Origin of the sequence: secondary endosymbiont of Ctenarytaina eucalypti (genome assembly GCF_000287335.1) — a bacterium.
Classification (GTDB): domain Bacteria; phylum Pseudomonadota; class Gammaproteobacteria; order Enterobacterales; family Enterobacteriaceae.
The window spans coordinates 695,024-717,075 of sequence record NC_018419.1 but is presented as its reverse complement, the minus strand read 5'-3'; the positions used below and the strand labels follow the sequence as shown (position 1 = coordinate 717,075).

Below are 22,052 nucleotides of genomic sequence, written 5' to 3'. Positions count from 1 at the left end.
TAGTCTTTCTTATCCTCAAATTTTTTCTACTGATGTGTTCCTGCTGTAGCGCAGTCGGTCATTTTGTACCGTCTGACTGACCAATTTAGAAATGCTCATGCCTGTTGCTAGCGAATTATCATAAGCGAACGTTAGCTCCGGCACCACACGCCTATTTGCAACTTTACCTAACAGGCTACGAATAAATCTTGCTGCATTCTGCAGAGTCTGGACGCCGTTTTTCATCTGATCAGGTTTGCTCTCATCCAAAAAAGTGACAAATACTTTGGCATACGCCAGATCACGCGAGACCTTTACTCCAGATATTGTCACCATCGCCAGGCGAGGGTCTGTTATTTTTCGCTGAAGAATAATAGCGATTTCTTTTTGCATCTCCTGAGAGATACGTTGCGTACGAGTATATTCTTTTGCCATTGCACATTCTCTAGATAAACAACAGAAGGTGTTAACTTTATGATCTGAAATTTCTGATAACCCGATGTCAGCTAATTACACGTTGAATTTCTATGGTTTCAAAGACTTCAATCATGTCGCCTGAGCGAATATCGTTATAGTTTTTTATGCCGATTCCGCATTCTATCCCGTTACGCACGTCGTTGACGTCTTCTTTGAAGCGTCGTAGCGACTCGAGTTCACCTTCGTAGATTACGATGTTTTCACGCAGTATGCGGATTTTGTTGTGACGCTTTACTATGCCTTCCGTGACCATGCAGCCGGCGATATCTCCGAATTTAGGTGAACGAAACACATTACGTACTTCTGCCAGACCAATAATTTCTTGCTTGTATTCTGGCGACAGCATGCCACTCATCGCTTGTTTGACTTCATCAAGCAAGTGATAGATAACTGAGTAATAGCGAAGATCTAGATTTTCCGCCTCTATGAGGCGTCGAGCCGATGACTCGGCTCTAACGTTAAAGCCTATCACTATGGCGTTAGAAGCCGCAGCGAGTGTCGCATCTGTTTCGGTAATACCTCCTACGCCGGAGCCGACAATCCTTACCTTCACCTCGTTAGTAGACAAATTCTCTAGTGCGTCACTAATGGCTTCGGCGGAGCCCTGCACGTCAGACTTCAGAACAATGTTCAGCTCGGACACTGCATCTTCGTTCATGCTGGTAAACATGTTTTCTAGCTTGGACTTCTGTTGGCGCGCCAGCTTGACATCGCGGAATTTACCTTGGCGATATAGCGCTACTTCACGCGCTTTCTTCTCGTCACGCACTACCGTCACTGTATCACCAGCTTCGGGAACCCCGGAAAGACCGAGGATCTCGACTGGAATCGATGGCCCAGCGAACGCAACATCACGACATACTTGATCTTGCATACCTCGCACGCGACCGTACTCAAAACCGCATAGTACAACATCCCCCCTATGAAGAGTGCCTTCACGCACGAGCACGGTTGCGACCGGGCCACGGCCTTTATCCAGCGAGGATTCGATGACCACACCACTGGCCATACCATTGCGAATTGCCTTGAGCTCTAGTACTTCCGCTTGAAGCAAGATGGCAGTTAGCAGATCATCAATGCCCTCGCCGGATTTTGCAGAAATATGCACAAACTGGCTTTCACCACCCCATTCTTCGGGAATGACTCCATGTTGGGTTAGTTCTTTCTTAACTCGCTCTGGCTCTGCTTCTGATTTATCGATTTTGTTAACCGCAACTACTATTGGTACTTTGGCCGCTTTTGCATGCTGGATGGCTTCAATAGTTTGCGGCATTACTCCATCATCGGAAGCCACTACCAGTATAACGATATCTGTTGCTTGGGCACCTCGGGCGCGCATTGCGGTAAAAGCCGCATGTCCAGGTGTGTCAAGGAAGGTGATCATGCTGTTGCCGGCTGCGACATGATAGGCTCCGATATGTTGTGTAATACCTCCAGCCTCTCCTGAGCTTACTTTGGTGGAGCGGATATAGTCCAAGAGCGAAGTCTTGCCGTGATCGACATGGCCCATGATTGTTACGACTGGCGCACGCGATTCCGCAGAAGCCCGGATGCCGGTGTTACGGTCGGACATAATAGATTCTTCTAGCTCATTTTCACGGCGTAAAATGACTTTATGACCCATGTCTTCGGCTAAGAGCTGTGCAGTTTCCTGATCGATCACTTGATTAATGGTCGCCATAGCGCCTAGCTTCATCATTACTTTGATAACGTGCGATCCTTTCACGGCCATTTTATTGGCCAAGTCTGCCACGGTAATGGTTTCGCCGATGATTACAGCACGATTCACCGCCTGAGCTGGTTTGTTAAAGCCTTGCATCAAGGTGCTGAGTTTACGCTTTCCCTTGCTGCTACGACCCACTGCACGCGCTTCTTCGCGATCAGCCTTTGATTCGGACAAGCGGCTGGTCTTCTTCTGTTTGATAGCCTTGCCGCTACGTGGATGGCTACGACGATCGCCTTCTACTTTGCGATCGTTTTCATCTTCAGCTTCTCGCGCGTGATGAGAAGTTGTCACGTGGTAATCGGTGGCGTCTTCTTCAGCTAGCTCAGGCACATTATCCCAAGTACCGCCGTGTTCTTCGGCCATGCGGCGCACGTCTTCTGCGATCAGACGAGCTTTTTCTTCAACCTTGCGCCGCATGCTTTCTTCTGCTTTGCGTCTTAGCTCCGTCACTTCAGCCTCACGACGAGCTTTTTCAGCTGCCGGAGATGCTTTAGTCACGGTATGTGTTTGAGGGTTAATAAATTGATGATTTGTTGCTGAAAGATGTTTCTCTGAGGTAGCGGAAGCACGTTTCGCCTTCTCTGTAACTGTATATTTTTCTTTTTCTGTGGCCTTACGTTTTTCTATCTCATCGGCTACATGCTGACCCTGTTGCTGAGCGAACGCCTCCGATTTAGGCTGTTCTTGTTGCGTATGCAGATCGCGTCGTACATAGGTGCGCTTCTTTCGGATTTCGATTTTTACTGACTTACTTTTACCGCCAGAGCTCGGAATGTTTAAGGTACTGCGCGTTTTACGCTGTAAAGTTAGTTTATTAGGCGCGGGGCCGCGTTCCTGATTTAGGTGCTCCAGTAAAGTTTCTTTTTCTTTCTGAGTTACGACACTCACTGCGGTTTTATGGATGCCGGCATCAGAAAATTGCTGTACCAGGCGTTCAACTGGAGTTTGGATTTCTTCGGCGAGCGATTTTACGGTTACATCTGTCATGCTGTTCCTTTCCTGCTACTTATTACGTGTTGTCGCCAAACCAGCAAATATTACGCGCAGCCATAATCAGCACGCCAGCTTTTTTACTACTGAGCCCTTCAATATTTGACAGGTCGTCGACACCCTGTTCGGCAAGATCTTCCAGCGTACAAATACCATTCGCCGCTAGTTTGAATGCCATGTCGAGCTCAAGTGCAGGTAAACTCAGCAGGTCTTTATCTGGCACACCCGTACCGCGATGTTCGTTCTCTGATAAGGCAATCGTGGTTAATGCATGCTTTGCCTGTTCGCGCAGTCCTATCACCGTTTTTTTATCGAGCACTTCAATTGCTAGTAGTTCGTTTATAGGTACGTAAGCGAGTTCTTCCAGGGTTGAAAAGCCTGCTTCTACTAATACCGTAGCCAATGCTTCATCGATAACCATATTTCGGGTAAATATATTGATGGCTGCATGGGCTTCAGCTTGATGTTTTTCCTGAAGAGCCTCCACTGTCATTACGTTTAGCTCCCAACCGCTCAGTTGAGAAGCGAGCCGGACATTTTGCCCGTTTCGGCCGATAGCCTGGGCAAGATTTCCCGATTCTACAGCAATATCCATCGTGTGCGTGTCCTCATCTACCACGATAGAGGCGACATCAGCAGGAGCCATGGCGTTAATAACGAACTGAGCTGGGTTGTCATCCCAGAGAACGATATCTATACGCTCACCACCCAATTCACTAGAGACCGCTTGGACCCGCGCACCGCGCATGCCAACGCAGGCGCCGACCGGATCAATGCGCTTGTCGTTAGTTTTTACGGCAAGTTTCGCCCGAGACCCAGGATCACGAGCGGCGGCCTTGATTTCAATGACATCCTCGCCGATTTCCGGTACTTCAATACGGAATAACTCTGCAAGCATTTCTGGTCGAGATCGGCTGACAAACAATTGCGCACCACGTGCTTCCGGCCGCACAGAATATAAGACGCCGCGAATACGATCTCCAGGTCGAAAATTTTCTCGTGGGAGCATCTCCTCTCGACCGATCAATGCTTCGGCATTACTTCCTAAATCTAGACTAATGCTTTCCCGGTTAACTTTTTTTACTATGCCTGTTACGATTTCACCCTCATGACTGCGGAACTGCTCGACCACCATGGCGCGCTCGGCTTCACGTACTTTCTGAACGATTACTTGCTTTGCGGTTTGGGTGGTAATACGATCAAATACTACCGATTTAATTTCATCCTCTATGTACCCTCCCAGCTTCGACTCAGGGGCGTCAAACTTCGCTGCTTCTAAGGTAATTTCCCGGGTAGGCTGGGTGACGCTGCCCACGATGAGCCAACGGCGGAAAGTATCAAAATCCCCCGACTTACGGTCGATGCTGACGCGTACTTCGATGTCTTGTGCGTATTTTTTTTTCGTTGCCGTAGACAGTGCTGTCTCTAGCGCCTCAAAAATTTTTTCCCGAGGGACGGCTTTCTCGTTGGACACTGCTTCAACAACAGCCAGAATTTCTTTATTCATCCTCGTTGCCTTAGTAAAACGTTAAAAGTCAGGTACCGGGTTCATTTTGTGGATATTGTTTAAGTGAAATCGTGCATCCTCGCTTTCACCTGCAGGGTAAGCATCCCATTGCATCAACTTGGTTAAGACTACCGCCATTTCTGGTGGTGTTGCACTGCGATACGAAGGAACACTCTGATGTCGCTATTCTGTAGCACATTGGCTTTTTAAATGCGCGGTAGTATACAGAGGGCAAAATTCACAGGCTCGGTGATAAAACCGCAAGGCTATAGGTCATTTTGGGGAAAGTATAGTCGATGTTGAGTGCCCCGCTGAGCCGGTGTTTGACAACAAGATCATCCATCCATGGTTTATGATCTTGTCACTATCGATATTAATACGCAGCGCTGAAAGCTTGGGTATTCCAAAAGTTTCATGATCATTTCTGTCAATTTTTTAATATAGATACATTACCACCCCAAAGACATAAAAAAAGGGCTTATTAGCCCAGTATTACTGCAGTGAAAGAACAACAAGCCCCGAAATTTCGGGGCTTGTTGTGACCTAGACCCTGTAAACGGCACGCGGCTCTTAAAATCTTCCGGAAGACTTTCTTTAAAAACTCGTGATCATACACTGAATGCTTACATGTAGTATATTTGAAAAATATTTCTAAATCTATGCTTTTATGGGATATGTCTTTGCGACGACGAGCGTTGGAGGGTAAGGTCGTGCAGATATTATGTTGATATGCCTCGCTGCTGAAAACGCTTAAAACGCTAGATTGATAACCCAAAAAAACAAGAATTTTTTTGGACTGGTACCGAGGGCGGGACTTGAACCCGCAAGCCTAATTAGGCACTACCACCTCAAGGTAGCGTGTCTACCAGTTCCACCACCTCGGCTCATGCTATCGTTATAGTCTATTTTTTTATTTTTTGACTAGTAAAATTTTTTAAAACTTTCTGGGGAGTATCCTTATCGGGTGTCGATCACGTTTTTTTTGACGCTGCATCCATCCGCCTGTTGCGTTTTCGTCAAGGTGTCCCAAGAATTATTTTTTTTAGGATTATTGTTGTTCAGGTTCCCCAGTAACAGGCTAAGAAAGAAGAAAAACGTCGCCAGCACGGCTGTCATGCGAGTCATGAAGTTACCGATTCTACTTGAACTGAAAAGCGTGCTAGAGGCAGCTGCACCGAAAGACGCGACCATATCAGCGCCTTTACCTTTTTGCAGAATAATCAGCGCTACTAAGCTGATCGCTACTAACAGGAATATGACTAACAGAGCGTAGTACATAACTTTCAGTATCCTTTTATTTTTTAATATACGTTAAGCTATTATGCCCTCGAGCCAGCGATTGACGTCTGAGACTGTAGTATTGCTCAATACTAACTAAAGCGTCTTTTTTATGCAAGGAAATGGGGACGATTAGGTGCTTTTTAAGGAATAAGAAGCGGTTTTTATTGATATAAAGCCGAAAAGCTGCTGATACTAGCTCTCGGCTTTCACGGCATCTGCGATATTCTGCGCTAGCCGGCTAATTTTCCTGGCATCATCTCCTTCCACCATGACGCGAATCAAAGGCTCGGTACCCGACTTACGCAACAGCAACCTCCCGTGCCCAGCTAGGTGATGCTCCGCCTCGGCGCTGGCTTTTTTTACCGCCGCCGATTTTAGTGGATCCTGAAGTCCGGCAAGGCGTACATTGACTAAAACCTGTGGCAATAGGTGCATGTCGCTGCACAGGTGATGTAAATGCATCTTATTACCGACCATGGCCGACAAAACCTGAAGACCGGCAATAATACCATCGCCAGTAGTAGTCTTATCTAGTAAGATGACATGACCAGAATTTTCTGCGCCAACACGCCAATTTTTTTCCTTCATTTTTTCAATCACATAACGATCTCCAACGCGAGCACGTTCGAAAGGCACCCCCAGTTGCTTAAGCGCAAGCTCTAAGCCCATATTGCTCATTAGCGTACCAACTACGCCGCCAGATAACTTTCCCTGGCGTAATTTTTCTCGTGCAATGACATACAAGATTTGATCGCCATCCACTTTTCGTCCCAAATGATCCACCATGATTATCCGATCGCCGTCGCCGTCATAAGCGATACCTAGATCAGCTTTTTCTGCCAGTACCCGGCGTTGTAGCAGCCGCACATCGGTAGAACCGCATTGCTGGTTGATATTTATACCGTTCGGTTGGCATCCGAGTGGTACCACCAGCGCGCCTAGTTCGCGCAGCACGGTAGGCGCGATATGGTAGGTTGCGCCGTTGGCACAATCAATGACTATCTTTAATCCCTGTAAACTCAGATCGCTCGGGAAAGTACCTTTGCAAAACTCTATATAGCGCCCGGCTGCATCGATGAGTCGACTGGCTTTCCCTAACTTCGACGATGCGACGCAGGTTAATGGTTTGGCTAATGCCGCCTCGATTTCCTTTTCTACCTCATCGTGCAGTTTCGTACCGTCGATTGAAAAAAATTTAATACCATTTTCATCGAAAGGATTATGGGATGCGGAAATGACAATACCAGCCTCAGCGCGAAAGGCGCGGGTCAAATAGGCGATAGCTGGTGTTGGCATCGGACCGGTAAAAGCAGATGATGAACCAGCCGCCGCTAGCCCCGCCTCCAGTGCTGACGCTAGCATATAGCCAGAGATGCGAGTATCTTTTCCGATGATAATTTGACGCGATCCGTGGCGGGCGAGAACTTTACCTGCGGCCCATCCTAGCTTAAGGACAAAATCTGGAGTGATAGGGGCATTGCCGACTTTGCCGCGGATGCCATCGGTGCCAAAGTATTTACGCTTACTCATTGAAAAAATCTTTCCTTAGCTGCAAGCGTAGCTTCCACTATGCAGATTGCTTCAACGGTTTGCTTAACGTCATGCACCCGGATAATTTTCGCCCCCTGCAGCGCAGCGATTACTGCACAAGCAACGCTTCCCGCAACCCGATGGTCTGGCGGCAGATCTGACAGCTGACCGATCATTGATTTTCTCGACATCCCGACTAGCAGGGGTTGGCCAAGATGCTGGAAATGCCCTAGCCTAGCTAGTAATTGATAATTATGTTCTAACGTTTTTCCGAAGCCGAATCCGGGGTCGAGTAACAGACGATTTTTGATAATGCCGGCTGCCTCACAGCGATGTATTTGTTCGAGAAAGTACGTCTCTACCTCCCCTAGGACATCCTTATAGTAAGGCGCTTGCTGCATGGTGCGTGGATTGCCCTGCATGTGCATCAGACAGACGGGTAACTGGCTGGCGGCAGCTTCGACTAAAGCGCCAGGTTCGCTAAGCGAACGGACATCATTAATCAAATGTGCACCAGCTATTGTGCTTTCGCGTATAACCAAGGCCTTAGAAGTATTTACTGAAATAAAGGTGTCGAGGCGCTCCGCTATCGCTTCCACTACTGGCACTACGCGGGCGGCCTCTTCTTGTTCGCCCACTGTCTCCGCCCCTGGGCGGGAGGATTCACCACCTATATCGATAATAGCTGCGCCGGCATTTAGCATCGCCGCGGCGTAGTCGATAGCAGCCCCTAAAGATTGGTAGCGCCCACCGTCGGAGAATGAGTCTGGCGTTACGTTAAGGATCCCCATAACGCGTGGTACTGAAAGGCAAAGAGTGCGTTCTCGAGCTATTAGTTGCTTAACGACGAGTCCTTGTGATTTACAAGCTTTCCTGCCGATACGTAAAGGGGTCATGAGCTATTGCCATATTGTTCTGGTATCGTATTGCTGGGGTTAGGCGTGTGAGGCGGTTCATCCATCGGTGTTGGAGAGCGCGGCGTGCTATCATCGCTGCCATTACTAGCGATGGTATCGTCCCACCCTGCTGGCGGTCGAACGGAAGGCTTTCGTCCCATCAGATCATCTATCTGCGGCGCATCGATTGTTTCATATTTCATCAGCGCATCCTTCATGGCATGAAGAATATCCATATTGTCAATTAGCAGATTGCGAGCGCGGATATGATTTTTTTCAATGAGTAACTTCACTTCCTGATCGATAATACGCGCCGTTTCATCAGACATATGCTTTGCCTTAGCCATCGCGCGACCGAGAAATACTTCGCTCTCTTCTTCTGCATATAGCAGAGGGCCTAGTTTTTCTGAGAAGCCCCATAGGGTTACCATGTTTCGGGCAATAGAGGTCGCTACTTTAATATCATTTGAGGCTCCGGTAGATACTTTTTCCGGCCCGTAAACAATCTCCTCCGCTATCCGGCCACCGTAAAGGGTGGAGATTTGGCTTTCAAGCTTTTGGCGACTGGCGCTGATAGCATCTTCTTCCGGAAGGAAAAAAGTTACTCCTAAGGCTCTTCCTCGTGGTATAATTGTCACCTTGTGTACAGGATCATGCTCCGGCATTAAGCGGCCGACGATTGCATGACCGGCTTCGTGGTAAGCGGTGGACTCTTTCTGCGCTTCGGTCATCACCATCGAGCGGCGTTCGGCGCCCATCATGATCTTGTCCTTGGCTTTCTCGAATTCGACCATAGATACTACACGCTTGATGCCGCGCGCAGCGAACAATGCAGCCTCATTCACCAGATTGGCCAAATCGGCTCCAGAAAATCCGGGCGTACCACGTGCAATGATCGATGCATCCATGTCAGGGGCCAGAGGGACGCGTCGCATGTGAACTTTTAGAATCTGTTCACGTCCTCGCACATCGGGGAGGCCTACTACTACCTGGCGGTCGAAACGGCCGGGCCTCAGCAGGGCTGGGTCTAACACATCGGGGCGATTGGTTGCGGCTATAACGATAATGCCTTCATTTCCTTCAAAGCCGTCCATTTCCACCAGCATTTGGTTCAGGGTCTGCTCACGCTCGTCGTGACCCCCACCTAGGCCAGCGCCACGCTGACGTCCGACGGCGTCGATTTCATCAATAAAAATGATGCACGGCGCCGATTTTTTCGCCTGCTCAAACATATCGCGCACGCGAGAGGCGCCTACACCCACGAACATTTCTACAAAGTCAGAACCAGAAATGGTAAAGAAGGGGACTTTGGCTTCCCCCGCAATAGCTTTCGCTAAGAGCGTTTTACCAGTCCCAGGTGGCCCTACCATCAGCACACCTTTAGGAATCTTTCCGCCTAGCTTTTGAAACCGGCTCGGCTCGCGAAGATAATCTACTAACTCGCTGACTTCTTCTTTCGCTTCATCACATCCTGCAACATCGGCGAAGGTGGTTTTGATTTGGTCTTCGGTCAGCATTCTGGCTTTGCTCTTACCAAACGACATTACGCCTTTACCGCCGCCGCCTTGCATTTGACGCATAAAGAAAATCCAGACTCCGATCAGCAATAGCATTGGAAACCAGGAGATAAAGATAGACGTTAGTAGACTGGGTTCTTCTGGTGGCTCGCCCACGACTTTAACGTTTTTAGTTAAAAGGATATCAAGCAGTTTTGGGTCGTTGACCGGAATATAGGTCGTGTAGCGATTATTGTCTTTTTTAGAAACAGTGATTTCACGACCGTTAATGCGAGCTTCTTTAACCTGATCCTGATTTAATTCAGACATAAAGGTAGAGTAATCTACTTTACGTCTATTAGACTCGTTGGGCCCGAAGCTCTGGAATACCGACATCAAAACAACTGCGATAACTAGCCAGAGAATCAGGTTCTTCACCATATCACTCAAGGAATTAACCTCATATTACAACGGTCTTAACAATTAGCGAAGGATACTATATTTTGCGCCCTGTCGCTACAATGTACACTTCGCGAGCCCGCCCCCGAGATGCGTCTGGCTTACGGATTTTTACTTTCGCAAAAAGGGAGCGTATTTCTTGCAAATAGGAATCAAAACCCTCCCCCTGAAAGACCTTGACCAGAAAACTCCCACCCGGAGCCAGCACATCTCGGCACATATCGAGCGCCAGCTCTACGAGATACATAGATGCGGGAATGTCGACCAACGGCTTACCGCTCATGTTGGGCGACATGTCGGACAGCACTACCTCTACCTTCCTCTCGCCTACGCGCTCAATTAGAGCCTGCAGCACAAGGGGGCTGCGAAAATCCCCGGATACAACTTCTACTCCTGGGATAGGAGCAATCGGTAGGATATCGCAGGCAATTATAGATCCCTTGATACCAATTTTCGTAGCGACGTATTGCGACCAACTGCCGGGCGCTGCACCAAGATCCACTACGGTCATTCCCCGGTGCAGCAGGTTGTCTCGCTGCTGTATTTCATCAAGCTTAAACCAAGCACGGGAACGGAGTCTTTTTTTTTTGCCTGCTGAACATATTTATCGCTGAAGTGTTCTTGTAGCCAGCGGATGGAGCTTGCAGAACGCTTTTTAGTCGCCATCTGATTTCCAACTATCGTAGTCATCGAGTACAACGGTGAAAAGATTTTGCCGATGAGGGGCCTATATCGACGGCCGTCGATTTGATAATATGTATGAGATGGCGGTAAAATATGCTATTTTCAATGCCCATCTAACTAAAAAACATTACTTAATCTTAATTCTCAGTAAAAATAGTATGTAAAATGAACATGCGATTCATTGCACTCTGTAGTTATGCTAAGCAATAAGGGATTTTCGTAAGAATTGCATGCGAAAATTCAACAGGTATTAGAACAATATCCGCCAAATAATATGTAACTCTTTGCGTATAGAGTAAAAGACGAAAATATTACTAGCCACTTCCATCATCTATAAAAGTAGCATTAGAAAGGGAGAGGTTAGTTAAAAGATTTTGGCGTTATAACATCCGATAGAAGAGGAGTCATGCCGCTGTTACCCTAACGGAATCTTTTACGATAAACAGCAAACGCGTTGAATAATAAAGAATTATGTTGTTCTGTTGTGTATTGTGATCAGTGCATGCCTGTCATCTCTAGTGCACTTTATATTCATGATTTCTTGCGTCATGATTTTACGTTTCAGAGCTTAATCAGGTTACAGGAACCGACAAAATTCTTAATTGAATACATGATATCATTTCACCAGGATGGCTGATAAAAAGACTATTGTGAGGCCATAATTATGCAATGTTGACAAGATATTATTTCTCCATCATCCCTCATAGCGTAATTCATCTAAGTGCTTGCAGCACATCTTCAGTTCTTCTCTCATCCATAATGCATGACAGTTAGAGAGACCATCAAACATGCGAGGAAGTATTTTGAACCCGAGCATATGCGTTACAGCAAGTGAGCGTGATAACCAATTTTACTGTTCCATAGATTATTCTTTCTAATCAGATCTTGGTTGTCAATTAAGTGGTGACGTTAATAGTACAGGTTAGCTTAATCTTGAAGACTTTAATTTCTGCCTATTTAGTAGATGCATATTATGTCAAAACAGGGGGTCGTGATGCTGACGTGTATCGTCAGTGTCTAAATCTAATGCTGGCCTGATTTTAAGATAGACTTTTCTTTTGTGCAGTTCCGTATAGCTTGTGTGGCAATTTTACTGCTGTTTTATTAAGGCGCGCCGAAAATGTTATTTTGTTGTGCTGTTTGCTTCTAGCCGCAGCTTATGGCTATACATATCTTCGGTTTGTGACCCCCTTCAGTCGGATTATGTATTCTAGTTCACGAAAAACTTTTAGGAGAATGATCGATAGACTTCATAGGTCATGTCACTATATTTTGATTTTTTGACGCTTAAAGTCACTGTTTTTGCATATTTTATGAGAAAAAAGACTCTAGGAATCTTAGAATCAGCTGTATAATTTAAAAAACGATTGAAAGAATCCTCGGCGCGTTCTTAGCGAGCGGTCACAGATTTTTTGCATTACGAAAATTGTAGGTCATCGCCTACACTAAGCAGAAGAAAAACCTACTTATTGACAAAGAGAGGGTAGATTTTGATAGGCATCAAAAGTTAGTGAAGCTATCTCTAGCCTCTTAGAGAGAGGCTCTAATTAACAGCCAGCCGTATTGTAAGTTAGGCAGATGATGATCGTGAGCTTAACTGTATCATTAATAGAATACGTGTTGAATTTTAGATCAAAATATCGGCCAATTATAACGAAAGGTTTTATGTATAAAGCAAATGAGCGTGTACCGTACAGCAGCTGTGTCACTGCTGTACAATCCTCTGCGACCTATTATTAATTAGATCCACAGGACTATCAAGAAAGGTCGGAATAACTTTACTTATGAGCGTTCTGTATATTTGGAATATACAGGTTTTATTTTATCGATTTATTTCAGTTGAGTGTTTTCTTCAACATACATGTATTAAAAGAGGTGCTATCAGCAACAAATATTCTCGAGATGACGAGCATTTTCTGGTAACAACCGCATAGGGAAACAGTATACGGCTCAATTTTATAAGAAAAAATATGATTTTAACTTATGTCTATTAAAAAGTAAGCAATATTACAATATTCAACCTAGAAGGACAGGATATGCGCGATCTTTTTCTTTTTTTAAAAAATCTAACAGCGTATTACAGGTCAGAGAAGTGACTGAGTTCGGATGAGAGGCCGTCTGATTAGAGATACGCTACTTGCAGAATCTCGTACTCTACCTCTCCGCGAGGAGTGTTGATGACAACAATATCGCCTGCTTGCTTGCTCACCATCCCTCGGGCGATGGGAGAATTGATGGAAATTAGGTTTTTTTTAAAATCGGCCTCATCATCTCCCACGATGAGGTATGTCTTCTTTTCTGCGCTATGAAGGTTTTTTACACTAACTGTAGAACCAAAAATGACTCGGCTGCTTGGTAAGAACTTAGTCACATCAATGATTTGTGCATTAGACAGTGTTGCTTCTATTTCTTGAATTCGCCCTTCGCAAAAACCTTGTTTTTCTCTAGCTGCATGATACTCGGCGTTTTCTTTTAAATCGCCATGCTCGCGGGCCTCGACGATAGATCGGATGATGTCAGGGCGCTGAACGTTTTTAAGATATTCGAGCTCTTTTCTTAGTTTTTCAGCGCCGCGCAGTGTCATGGGAATTTGGTGCATCATTGTACCTCTTTTTGGCTGTGTTAAATACAACGAGAGTTTTCGGGAAGTTAGACATTATCACATTGTGTGATACGGGGTGTAGGCAATATGCAGCATTCTTAATGCCATGATGTTGGTAAACGCGTCATGGCCTTGAAATCGCGTCGCCATACATACCTGCGCATCATCATCAGGTAGGATCAGGCTGCCTATCAGAATTTGAAACAAAAAATAGCACTTTCTATTCAGTGAGTTCCGGTGATCATTTACGATTATACAGATGCTGATTTGTCACCGCGTAGTTACTAACATACTTATAAGCTGGGATGATGGTTATCACCCCGCTGCGGTGCAAGAAGAAGCTTGATTGTCTTTGACAAAATAGAGAGAAAATTATGACAGTACCGTCTATCGTGAGCGCTTTTAGCGCTATTGCTGCTCTATTTCCCGGCGGGCCTGTCTTAAAAACCCGGCAGATCTGGGTTTTACTGGTAGCGCTTGACGATAAGCATTAGCAATACTTTCATGTTTCTATCTGTCCACTAATATATGCGGCGGATGGGAGGCTTTGTGTTTTTTTATTCTATTCTGTTCTTTGTTTGATTTTGTAGTCTTTACTAAACACTTTCAGGTCCTTGATGTGATTAATTTAAGTAATCATGTCAATGTATGTTCATGCTTGAATGCTAACATTCAGTTTCTTTTTCAGTTTCTGATAAAAGAACCTAGAGCATCTTAGCAACAGATTTGTAAGTTTACACATAGAGTCAATACGCCCCTGAATAGTCTTTATTGAAAAACGCAATGTCTATTGCATACTTTGGACTGTAGTAATTTTATATCGGGTGTAAAATAAGCAGTGCTCATTCATTTTCTACAAGCGCAGCTGTCTTTTTTCATGAAGCAATAGCTAAGTGCTGCCTATTCTGTTAGAGAAGCACGTTCCTTGAGGGCTTTGTGTCAGTCATTGGCGAGTGATGTTAAATTTTTGCTTTGCGATATATGTTATTTTTTGACATTTACGAAGCAGATGTAGCAAATAATTACAAAAAATTTTTGATTGTTTTAAACACTAGGCAAATCGAGTTACTTAAACAGTAAGTATTTCTAAATAACTTTCGCTATGCATAACATCATTTTCTAGTTGTTACCTAACTTTTAGCGCAACATAGCCCCAGGGCGCAACTCCACGTTGCTTAACAAGTCCAGCACATGCAAGAGTTTTTTTAAACAACTGCCTTCCTGCAGGGTCAAGAATTCAGTATCCCCTTACGGTTAGCATAGCACACGCGTTTAGTAAGAAAAAAGCAATACGAATGCTTTGGGTTCGCTGCTGAATGAAGCATTAGTGTCTTCTTTGAATAGGAATTTTCTAATACAGAAAAGATTTTGGATCATCGTTTACTATAGCTCTCTTTGAACTCTAGTGGTGCGGTGCATTACTTTGATGCTAATAAAAATATAAGTTTTTACGATTTTTAAATAAGACTGCACTTTATGTTTTTACTTGCAGTGCAGGTTGACCACTATAGTAGATATCTTCTCTACAGTGCGAACCTGGGGCTAATGGCGTACATGGTCCTATCCCGGCTCTTGATTTTTAATCATTATTAGCAGATAGACTTAGGATCGTTAGCGGCATGAAACGGCGTATTACCCTTCTGGTCTTGGTCTAGGAAAAACTTTAACTATTGATCGTCTTATGATCCGCTATCTACTTATTTGTAGCGAGTGCCAAGCCTGCTGCTAGTCTTGGAAAGAATTTGATGAAAGACTTTATCATCTCATTAGGTTCGGCCGCTTCACTCGCAAGGATTGCGTGCCTTCTTTCTGAAGCATCTGAGCACCTAGGGATCCAGTGTTGTGTCGCGACAGCTGTTATGAGCTCGGTGTATATATTCAGCAAGCTTTCTGCCTAGAGCGGAGGAAAATTGATATACAATATTGCGGACCTGTAGCGGGATTAGTGAGGCGGAAAGCTTTACTGCATATTATTTTCTTTTTTGGATTCATAGCAACCTAAAGTGATCCTTATCTTTGTTGACATAAGTCATTGTAACATATGGTTTCCATAGGAAATCTAAGGTTTCAAATGAGTAAGTCATTTTTTTACAACAAACCCTCAAGCAGCGCAGTGCTCTGACAGTATAAATAGATGAGTTAGTTATTACCTTTTACAGAGACAGCTTGCTTTTTAAACTAATAGATCATTTGATAATGGCGCTCAGACTATGCTTTTCGCAACCAAAGAGATAAGAATGATGACTATCAGCATAAAACCAGCCATGCGTTATTCAATGACCTATTGGGGTGTTGATAAATAGCACAGGTCTTAAAGTGTTGTAGTATAAAATCATCCACAGTCTTTGAGCATGGTATTAAAAACAAAGCGCATGGTGTAAGCATCACGTAAGCGTATAGAGCGTGAGAGATGCAAGATTCCCTGTGCTAATATATGATGATTGCACATAAGTGCGACTTATTTTGCTTCCATGGTGAATCTGATAAAGCTAATCTACTAAAAGATGAGGGAGTAAGAAGCTAAAATTACTAATAACATGCGTTCCTGGCATCATATTCTCTCTTAGAGAAGAGAAGCAATCTGTTCGTCCCACTACTGCTATGTGCACAATATCAGAAAAGCTCATTCGAGCAGTATGGCCCCTTTTGAAACTGAAAATGTAATTAGCAATAACAAGCTCTTTGAAAACACAGTAGGTTATAGCGTTCAGTTAACAACCCTTTGATCTCCCCCTGATATTGCGTAACTATAATCTGAAACTAGATTGGTAATGGCTATAGACAAAGTGTCGAGGATAATGCTATCAGAGATTCTGAATAAAATTCAGAACACATCAGAGTAACCTACTGGCCGTTAATATATAAAACATAATGATGTATTTAATAAAATAGTATAGTGAATGCGTATTTATGCAATAAAAATCCAGAAATAATACACTAGTATTTAGATATCAGTCAATACATGAGAGAGGATATTTGCAATAAAAATAAGCAATGTACGCAATGCATATTGTTTCATGTTCGGAGATGCTGGGTTATTAAAAATAAGCATCTATATAGAGCGAGATAGAAATTGAGCTGCCTCTCCCAAGAAACAGGCCCATTGCGTCCATGGGTTAGATCTCACAGGATCGTCGTCTCATTCAGCATTCTGGGATATAAGGCATAATGTCGCTGACGAACGGCCTCAAATAAGCATATCCCGGTGGCCACTGATACATTAAGAGACGAAACTGTGCCGGCCATGGGAATGCTGGTCAGTGTATCGCAATGTTCACGGGTCAGGCGACGTATGCCTGCCCCTTCAGCGCCCATTATTAAAGCTAAAGGTCCTGTCAGTTTACTTTGATATATATGACGCACCGCTTTATCGGTGGTTCCAACGATCCACACATTATACTTTTTTAGTAGGCGTAGCGTGCGCGCTAGGTTAGTTACACGGATCAAAGGCACTGATTCTGCAGCAGCGCTGGCGACTTTTTTAGCGATAGCGTTCAGAGGCGCAGCGCGATCGTGAGGTGCAATTACTGCATGCACACCTGCGGCATCGGCACATCGTAGACAGGCGCCAAGATTATGTGGATCAGTAACACCATCTAAAATTAGTAGGAGCGGTTCACCTTTCTGCGACAATAGCGAGGGCAGATCGTCCTCGCGGAACCGCCGCCCCGCCTGCACGCGTGCGATCACTCCCTGGTGTACTGCCCCGGATACTTGTTTGTTTAGCCACTGGCGACCGGCTATGTGGATAATGATGCCGGCCTGCTCTAGTTGCTGAACTAGAGGCCGTAAGCGGTGGTCAGAGCGTCCTTTTAACAAATAGATTTCTAAAAAACGCTGAGGTTCGCGTTCTAAGACGGCCTGCACGGCATGAATACCATAAATGATTTCGCTCATGATCGTCTTTCATCGTACACGGGACGACAAGCCCGTTTCGTGTTTAGGTAATGAACGTCACGTCCCTGCGCTCAGTATTCTGAGCGACCAGAAGAAGAAGTGGGCTTCCTGTGACGACGTAGTTTTCCTCTGGCAACTTTATTCTTCGCATCCCACTCAGGAGAGGATTTTTCTCGTACTAAGCATGTGGGACTGCCTGTCCGGTTGCGTTCATGCCGGACCGTAGGCTGAGTTACGTGGTCACTCTGATCTGTTTCTATAATAATGCCACGTTCATCTTCAGGCTTGTCGCTTGCTTTCCCTCTAGCTCGAAATGCGCGATCAGGTGAAAAATTGACGGGTTTTTGACTTCTGCGTCGACGCTTTAGGGCTCCGGCTATATGACTGTGGCCCGCTTTCTTCTGACGCTGAGGCTTGGTTTTTCCTGTAGTGCGCAGTTTACGTTCGCTAGAAATTAATGAAAAATCGATTTTTCGTTCGTCCATATGTACAGCTTCGACGCGGATTGTTACCGCATCCCCCAGACGGTATATTGTTCCGCTGGACTCACCTATCAGCCTCTGACCAAGGTTATCATGCCGGTAATAGTCATTATCCAGAGAAGAGACATGCACCAAGCCATCGATAAACAGTTCATCCAGACGCACAAAGAAACCGAAACTAGTGACGCTGGTAATGACGCCCCTAAAAACATGCCATACCTGATCCTTCATAAAATCACACTTTAGCCAGTCTGCTACGTCTCGGGTAGCTTCATCGGCTCGTCGTTCACTCAGAGAGCATTGCTGCCCAAGCTGTAACATTTCCTCCTGTTCAGAATGCCAGCCACCGGTTGATGTAGACCTCCCATTGACGTCGCCATTCTCTCTCCCAAGAAGATATTTAATTGTCCGGTGAAGTACAAGATCTGGATAGCGGCGAATAGGTGAGGTGAAATGAGCATACGCTTGCAGGGCTAGCCCGAAGTGGCCGCGGTTTTCGGGATCGTAAATTGCTTGTTTCATCGATCTGAGCAACATAGTTTGCAGCATTTCGTGGTCTTGGCGGCTGGCGATTAGCTGCATAATATGCGCATAATCTTTAGGCTCAGGCTTGTCGCCACCCCCTAAGGTCAGTCCAAGTTCACCTAATATCGCACGTAATGAGTTGATATGCTCATCACTTGGCCTGTCATGTACGCGATAAAGCGCCGGTTCTTTATGTTTCTCGACAAATCGTGCTGCAGAAATGTTCGTTAGAATCATGCATTCTTCGATTAGTTTATGGGCATCATTGCGCTGCACTGGCTCGATACGCGCTATGCGACGTTCCGCGTTGAATATGAACTTAGCTTCTTCGGTCTCAAAAGAGATGCCCCCACGCCGCAATCTGGCTTCTTCTAGCGTCTGATACATTTTATGCAACTGTGTTAGCGGTTTAGTTAGTGATGCATCATGGATGTCTAAACCCTCCTGTCCCTTTAAGATCTGCCAAGCCTGGTTATAGGTGAGGCGAGCGTGAGAATGTATCACAGCTTCATAAAACTTGTAAGAAGAGAGACGACCCTGGGCGGAGATAGTCATCTCGCATACCATGCACAATCTGTCTACCTTAGGGTTTAGGGAGCATAAGCCGTTAGACAGCACCTCGGGGAGCATTGGTATGACCTGAGAGGGAAAATAGACAGAAGTCGCTCGCCGGTTTGCTTCCTGGTCCAAAAGTGTATGTGGTTGGACATAGTAGCTTACGTCAGCAATCGCTACCCAAAGACGCCAGCCTCCACTACGTTTTGTCTCGCAGTACACTGCGTCATCGAAATCGTGCGCATCCTCTCCGTCGATGGTCAAAAAAGATAATGTACGTAAATCGATACGGTTGCGCTTAGCTTCTTCTGGTACTGCTTCTTGCAAATTCTCGAGCAGCTGTCCGACTTCTGGCCACCAGAGGTAGGGAATATCGTGCGTGCGAAGCGCAATATCTACTGCCATACTGGTACCCATATTATTACCCAGCACCTCGACTACTTTACCTATGGCTTTGGTGCGCCGTGTAGGACGCTGAGTCAATTCCACCACCACCACGAACCCTATGAGGGCTCCATGAGTTACGTCCGGCGGGATCAGGATATCAAAACTGAGACGGCTATCGTCCGGCACGACAAAAGCACTGCCGGCATCAATGAAAAAGCGCCCTACGATTTGGCTGGTTTTCGGAACCAGCACTCGTACAATACGTGCCTCACGGCGGCCTTTTCGGTCCGAGCCTTGCGGTTGAGCCATGACAACATCGCCGTGAATCGCCATTTTCATTTGTTCGGCGGATAAATAATAATCATCTTTACTGCCTTCGACCCGGAGGAAACCGAAACCGTCACGATGGCCGATAACTTTTCCGCGCAACAAATCGAGTCGTTCTGGAAGCGCATAGCACTTTCGGCGGGTAAAAATCAGTTGTCCGTCACGCTCCATCGCGCGCAGGCGGCGGCGCAAGCCTTCTAATTGATCTTCGCCACTGATATCTAGTTCTTGTGCTAATTCTTCTCGATTAGCCGGCGTTTCACGCTTGGCTAAATGGGAGAGAATGAAGTCTCGGCTAGGTATCTGGAACGCATATTTCCTCACCTCTCGTTCCATAAAGGGATTTTGTGACATTCTGCTATCTCCATAATGTCAAAATAGGCTACGCTCTTCCGCTAGTGGGAGAAAGCGCGGTTTTTTATAGGGTGGCGTTTAGCGCAATCATGCCGGCCACGCAAGGTATGGCATGATGCTATGAATACTATAAAACTACCTTCGGGCAGGACCTTTTCAGCCTCAGAACACGTGTCAATGGAAGGCCCTGTAATCTCCGTTAGAGCATGCACAGTGGTAAAAAAGGGAAACTTGCACCAAAAAGAGTAAACGTTAAGCAGCAAGGGACCTTAATGCCTGTTAATTGGTAATGAGAAAGTTTGTGATTATAGTGGGATAATCAATTGGAATATAAAAACAAACCGGGTCAATCCCGGTTGTCTCTCATTATTGCTAATCTACGCCTGACCCCCGCTAAGCGTCAAAGGGATCGCGTAGAATCATGGTTTCAGTACGATCAGGCCCGGTCGAAATAATGTCAACTGGTACACCGGTCATTTCTTCTATGCGTTTGATGTAGCGACGTGCCGCATAAGGCAGCTTATCGAAGTGCTTGACGCCTACGGTGCTTTCCTCCCATCCCGGCTGTATCTCATAAATCGGTTCAATTTCGTCCCATTTTTCTGCTGCCAAAGGAGTATGTTCCACAATGCTGCCATCAGAAAGGCGATAGGCGGTGCAGATTTTTACCTCTGGTAGACTGTCAAGGACGTCAAGTTTGGTGAGGCAAAAGCCAGAAAGAGAGTTAAGCTGCACCGCACGGCGTACCGCTACAGCATCTAGCCATCCAGTACGGCGTCGACGGCCAGTAGTGGCCCCAAATTCATTGCCCTTTTTGCACAAGAACTTGCCTGTGTCGTCAAATAGTTCGGTAGGAAATGGACCAGCCCCGACGCGGGTAGAATATGCCTTTACGATGCCAAGAACGTAATCTATATAGCGAGGGCCAAGCCCGGAGCCGGTAGCGACCCCACCGGCGGTAGTATTGGATGAGGTAACGTAAGGATAGGTCCCATGATCGATATCTAGCAGTGCTCCCTGGGCGCCTTCAAACATTATTATATCACCACGTTTTCGGGCAGCGTCCAACATTTCAGAGACATCCACTACCATCTCGGTCAGAACCTCGGCTACTCCTAGAACATCATCTAGCACTCTTTGATAATCTACCGCTTCGGCTTCATAATACTGTACCAGCTGAAAATTATAGTAATTTACAACCTCTTTAAGCTTAGCAGCGAAAGTCTTTTTATTGAACAGATCACCGACACGCAGCGCGCGTCGTGCCGCTTTATCTTCATAGGCCGGACCTATGCCGCGCCCGGTAGTACCGATAGATGTGGCGCCGAGAGCTTTTTCGCGCGCGACATCCATGGCTACGTGATAGGTAAGAATGAGGGGGCAGGCCTCAGAAATTAGCATGCGCTTGCGTACTGGAATGCCCTTCGCCTCTAGCGTCCAAATTTCTTTTATAAGGGCTTCCGGGGAAAGTACGACGCCGTTGGCGATAATACTAAGGGCGTTTTCACGTAGAATGCCTGAGGGGATCAAATGAAGGATTGTTTTTACACCGTTGATAACTAAAGTATGGCCGGCGTTGTGTCCGCCCTGATAGCGAACAACATATTTTGCCCGTTCGGTTAGTAGGTCGACAACCTTGCCTTTACCTTCGTCACCCCATTGAGTGCCAAGTACGACGATATTCTTACCCATATCTTAACTTTACCCGATTGCTTAAAAATGGATTCTATCATCTGCATCCATGACTTTCAGCACTTTTTCACGATGGTTGTTTCTGATATTAAGTGTCTATTTTTTATTAAAAATACGGAATACTACGCAGTAGACGACAACTAAATTATTGCCGAAAAAACGACGGACCCTCTCCCGGGTCGCTGTTGTCAGCATAATCTATCATC

General features: G+C 45.7%; 10 protein-coding genes, 1 tRNA gene and 3 pseudogenes. All 14 read right to left on the bottom strand.

Annotated features, from left to right (window positions below):
- Positions 1-15: 15 nt before the first annotated feature.
- On the bottom strand, positions 16-414 hold the full coding sequence (gene rbfA, locus A359_RS02045) for a 30S ribosome-binding factor RbfA (RefSeq protein WP_014888187.1): 399 nt from the start codon (positions 412-414) through the stop codon (positions 16-18).
- 67 nt (positions 415-481) lie between these two features.
- Positions 482-2,662: pseudogene (infB, locus tag A359_RS02040) on the bottom strand (translation initiation factor IF-2); the annotation flags it as partial.
- Positions 2,663-2,739: 77 nt separating this feature from the next.
- Positions 2,740-3,169: pseudogene (locus A359_RS04565) on the bottom strand (translation initiation factor IF-2 associated domain-containing protein); the annotation flags it as partial.
- A gap of 22 nt (positions 3,170-3,191) precedes the next feature.
- Complete coding sequence (gene nusA / locus A359_RS02035) at positions 3,192-4,679, bottom strand: transcription termination factor NusA (protein WP_014888185.1); 1,488 nt, start codon at positions 4,677-4,679, stop codon at positions 3,192-3,194.
- Positions 4,680-5,476: 797 nt separating this feature from the next.
- Positions 5,477-5,563: transfer RNA gene (locus tag A359_RS02030), tRNA-Leu, on the bottom strand.
- A gap of 73 nt (positions 5,564-5,636) precedes the next feature.
- On the bottom strand, positions 5,637-5,957 hold the full coding sequence (secG, locus tag A359_RS02025) for a preprotein translocase subunit SecG (protein WP_014888184.1): 321 nt from the start codon (positions 5,955-5,957) through the stop codon (positions 5,637-5,639).
- Between the two features lie 195 nt (positions 5,958-6,152).
- A complete protein-coding gene (glmM, locus tag A359_RS02020) occupies positions 6,153-7,490 on the bottom strand; it encodes a phosphoglucosamine mutase (RefSeq protein WP_014888183.1) in 1,338 nt (445 codons plus the stop codon).
- Positions 7,487-8,281 carry a dihydropteroate synthase gene (gene folP, locus A359_RS02015; protein WP_407635083.1) on the bottom strand — a complete coding sequence of 265 codons (795 nt, stop codon included), beginning with the start codon at positions 8,279-8,281 and terminating at the stop codon, positions 7,487-7,489. Before folP ends, glmM begins: the two co-directional genes overlap by 4 nt.
- Before the next feature lie 101 nt (positions 8,282-8,382).
- Complete coding sequence (ftsH, locus tag A359_RS02010) at positions 8,383-10,323, bottom strand: ATP-dependent zinc metalloprotease FtsH (protein WP_044104510.1); 1,941 nt, start codon at positions 10,321-10,323, stop codon at positions 8,383-8,385.
- A 55-nt stretch (positions 10,324-10,378) separates the two neighbouring features.
- Positions 10,379-11,007: pseudogene (gene rlmE / locus A359_RS02005) on the bottom strand (23S rRNA (uridine(2552)-2'-O)-methyltransferase RlmE).
- A gap of 2,140 nt (positions 11,008-13,147) precedes the next feature.
- On the bottom strand, positions 13,148-13,624 hold the full coding sequence (greA, locus tag A359_RS02000; RefSeq protein ID WP_014888179.1) for a transcription elongation factor GreA: 477 nt from the start codon (positions 13,622-13,624) through the stop codon (positions 13,148-13,150).
- A gap of 3,126 nt (positions 13,625-16,750) precedes the next feature.
- On the bottom strand, positions 16,751-17,524 hold the full coding sequence (rlmB, locus tag A359_RS01995) for a 23S rRNA (guanosine(2251)-2'-O)-methyltransferase RlmB (RefSeq protein ID WP_014888177.1): 774 nt from the start codon (positions 17,522-17,524) through the stop codon (positions 16,751-16,753).
- A gap of 71 nt (positions 17,525-17,595) precedes the next feature.
- The gene (gene rnr, locus A359_RS01990) at positions 17,596-20,154 is read right to left on the bottom strand and encodes a ribonuclease R (protein WP_014888176.1); all 2,559 of its coding nucleotides are present in this window, start codon (positions 20,152-20,154) and stop codon (positions 17,596-17,598) included.
- A gap of 393 nt (positions 20,155-20,547) precedes the next feature.
- A complete protein-coding gene (locus tag A359_RS01985) occupies positions 20,548-21,846 on the bottom strand; it encodes an adenylosuccinate synthase (protein ID WP_014888175.1) in 1,299 nt (432 codons plus the stop codon).
- Positions 21,847-22,052: the final 206 nt, after the last annotated feature.

Bases quoted from the DNA above. Each gene is read 5' to 3' on its own strand.
- rbfA (WP_014888187.1), bottom strand. From the start codon at position 414: ATGGCAAAAGAATATACTCGTACGCAACGTATCTCTCAGGAGATGCAA.
- nusA (WP_014888185.1), bottom strand. From the start codon at position 4,679: ATGAATAAAGAAATTCTGGCTGTTGTTGAAGCAGTGTCCAACGAGAAA.
- secG (WP_014888184.1), bottom strand. From the start codon at position 5,957: ATGTACTACGCTCTGTTAGTCATATTCCTGTTAGTAGCGATCAGCTTA.
- glmM (WP_014888183.1), bottom strand. From the start codon at position 7,490: ATGAGTAAGCGTAAATACTTTGGCACCGATGGCATCCGCGGCAAAGTC.
- folP (WP_407635083.1), bottom strand. From the start codon at position 8,281: ATGGGGATCCTTAACGTAACGCCAGACTCATTCTCCGACGGTGGGCGC.
- ftsH (WP_044104510.1), bottom strand. From the start codon at position 10,323: ATGGTGAAGAACCTGATTCTCTGGCTAGTTATCGCAGTTGTTTTGATG.
- greA (WP_014888179.1), bottom strand. From the start codon at position 13,624: ATGCACCAAATTCCCATGACACTGCGCGGCGCTGAAAAACTAAGAAAA.
- rlmB (WP_014888177.1), bottom strand. From the start codon at position 17,524: ATGAGCGAAATCATTTATGGTATTCATGCCGTGCAGGCCGTCTTAGAA.
- rnr (WP_014888176.1), bottom strand. From the start codon at position 20,154: ATGTCACAAAATCCCTTTATGGAACGAGAGGTGAGGAAATATGCGTTC.
- A359_RS01985 (WP_014888175.1), bottom strand. From the start codon at position 21,846: ATGGGTAAGAATATCGTCGTACTTGGCACTCAATGGGGTGACGAAGGT.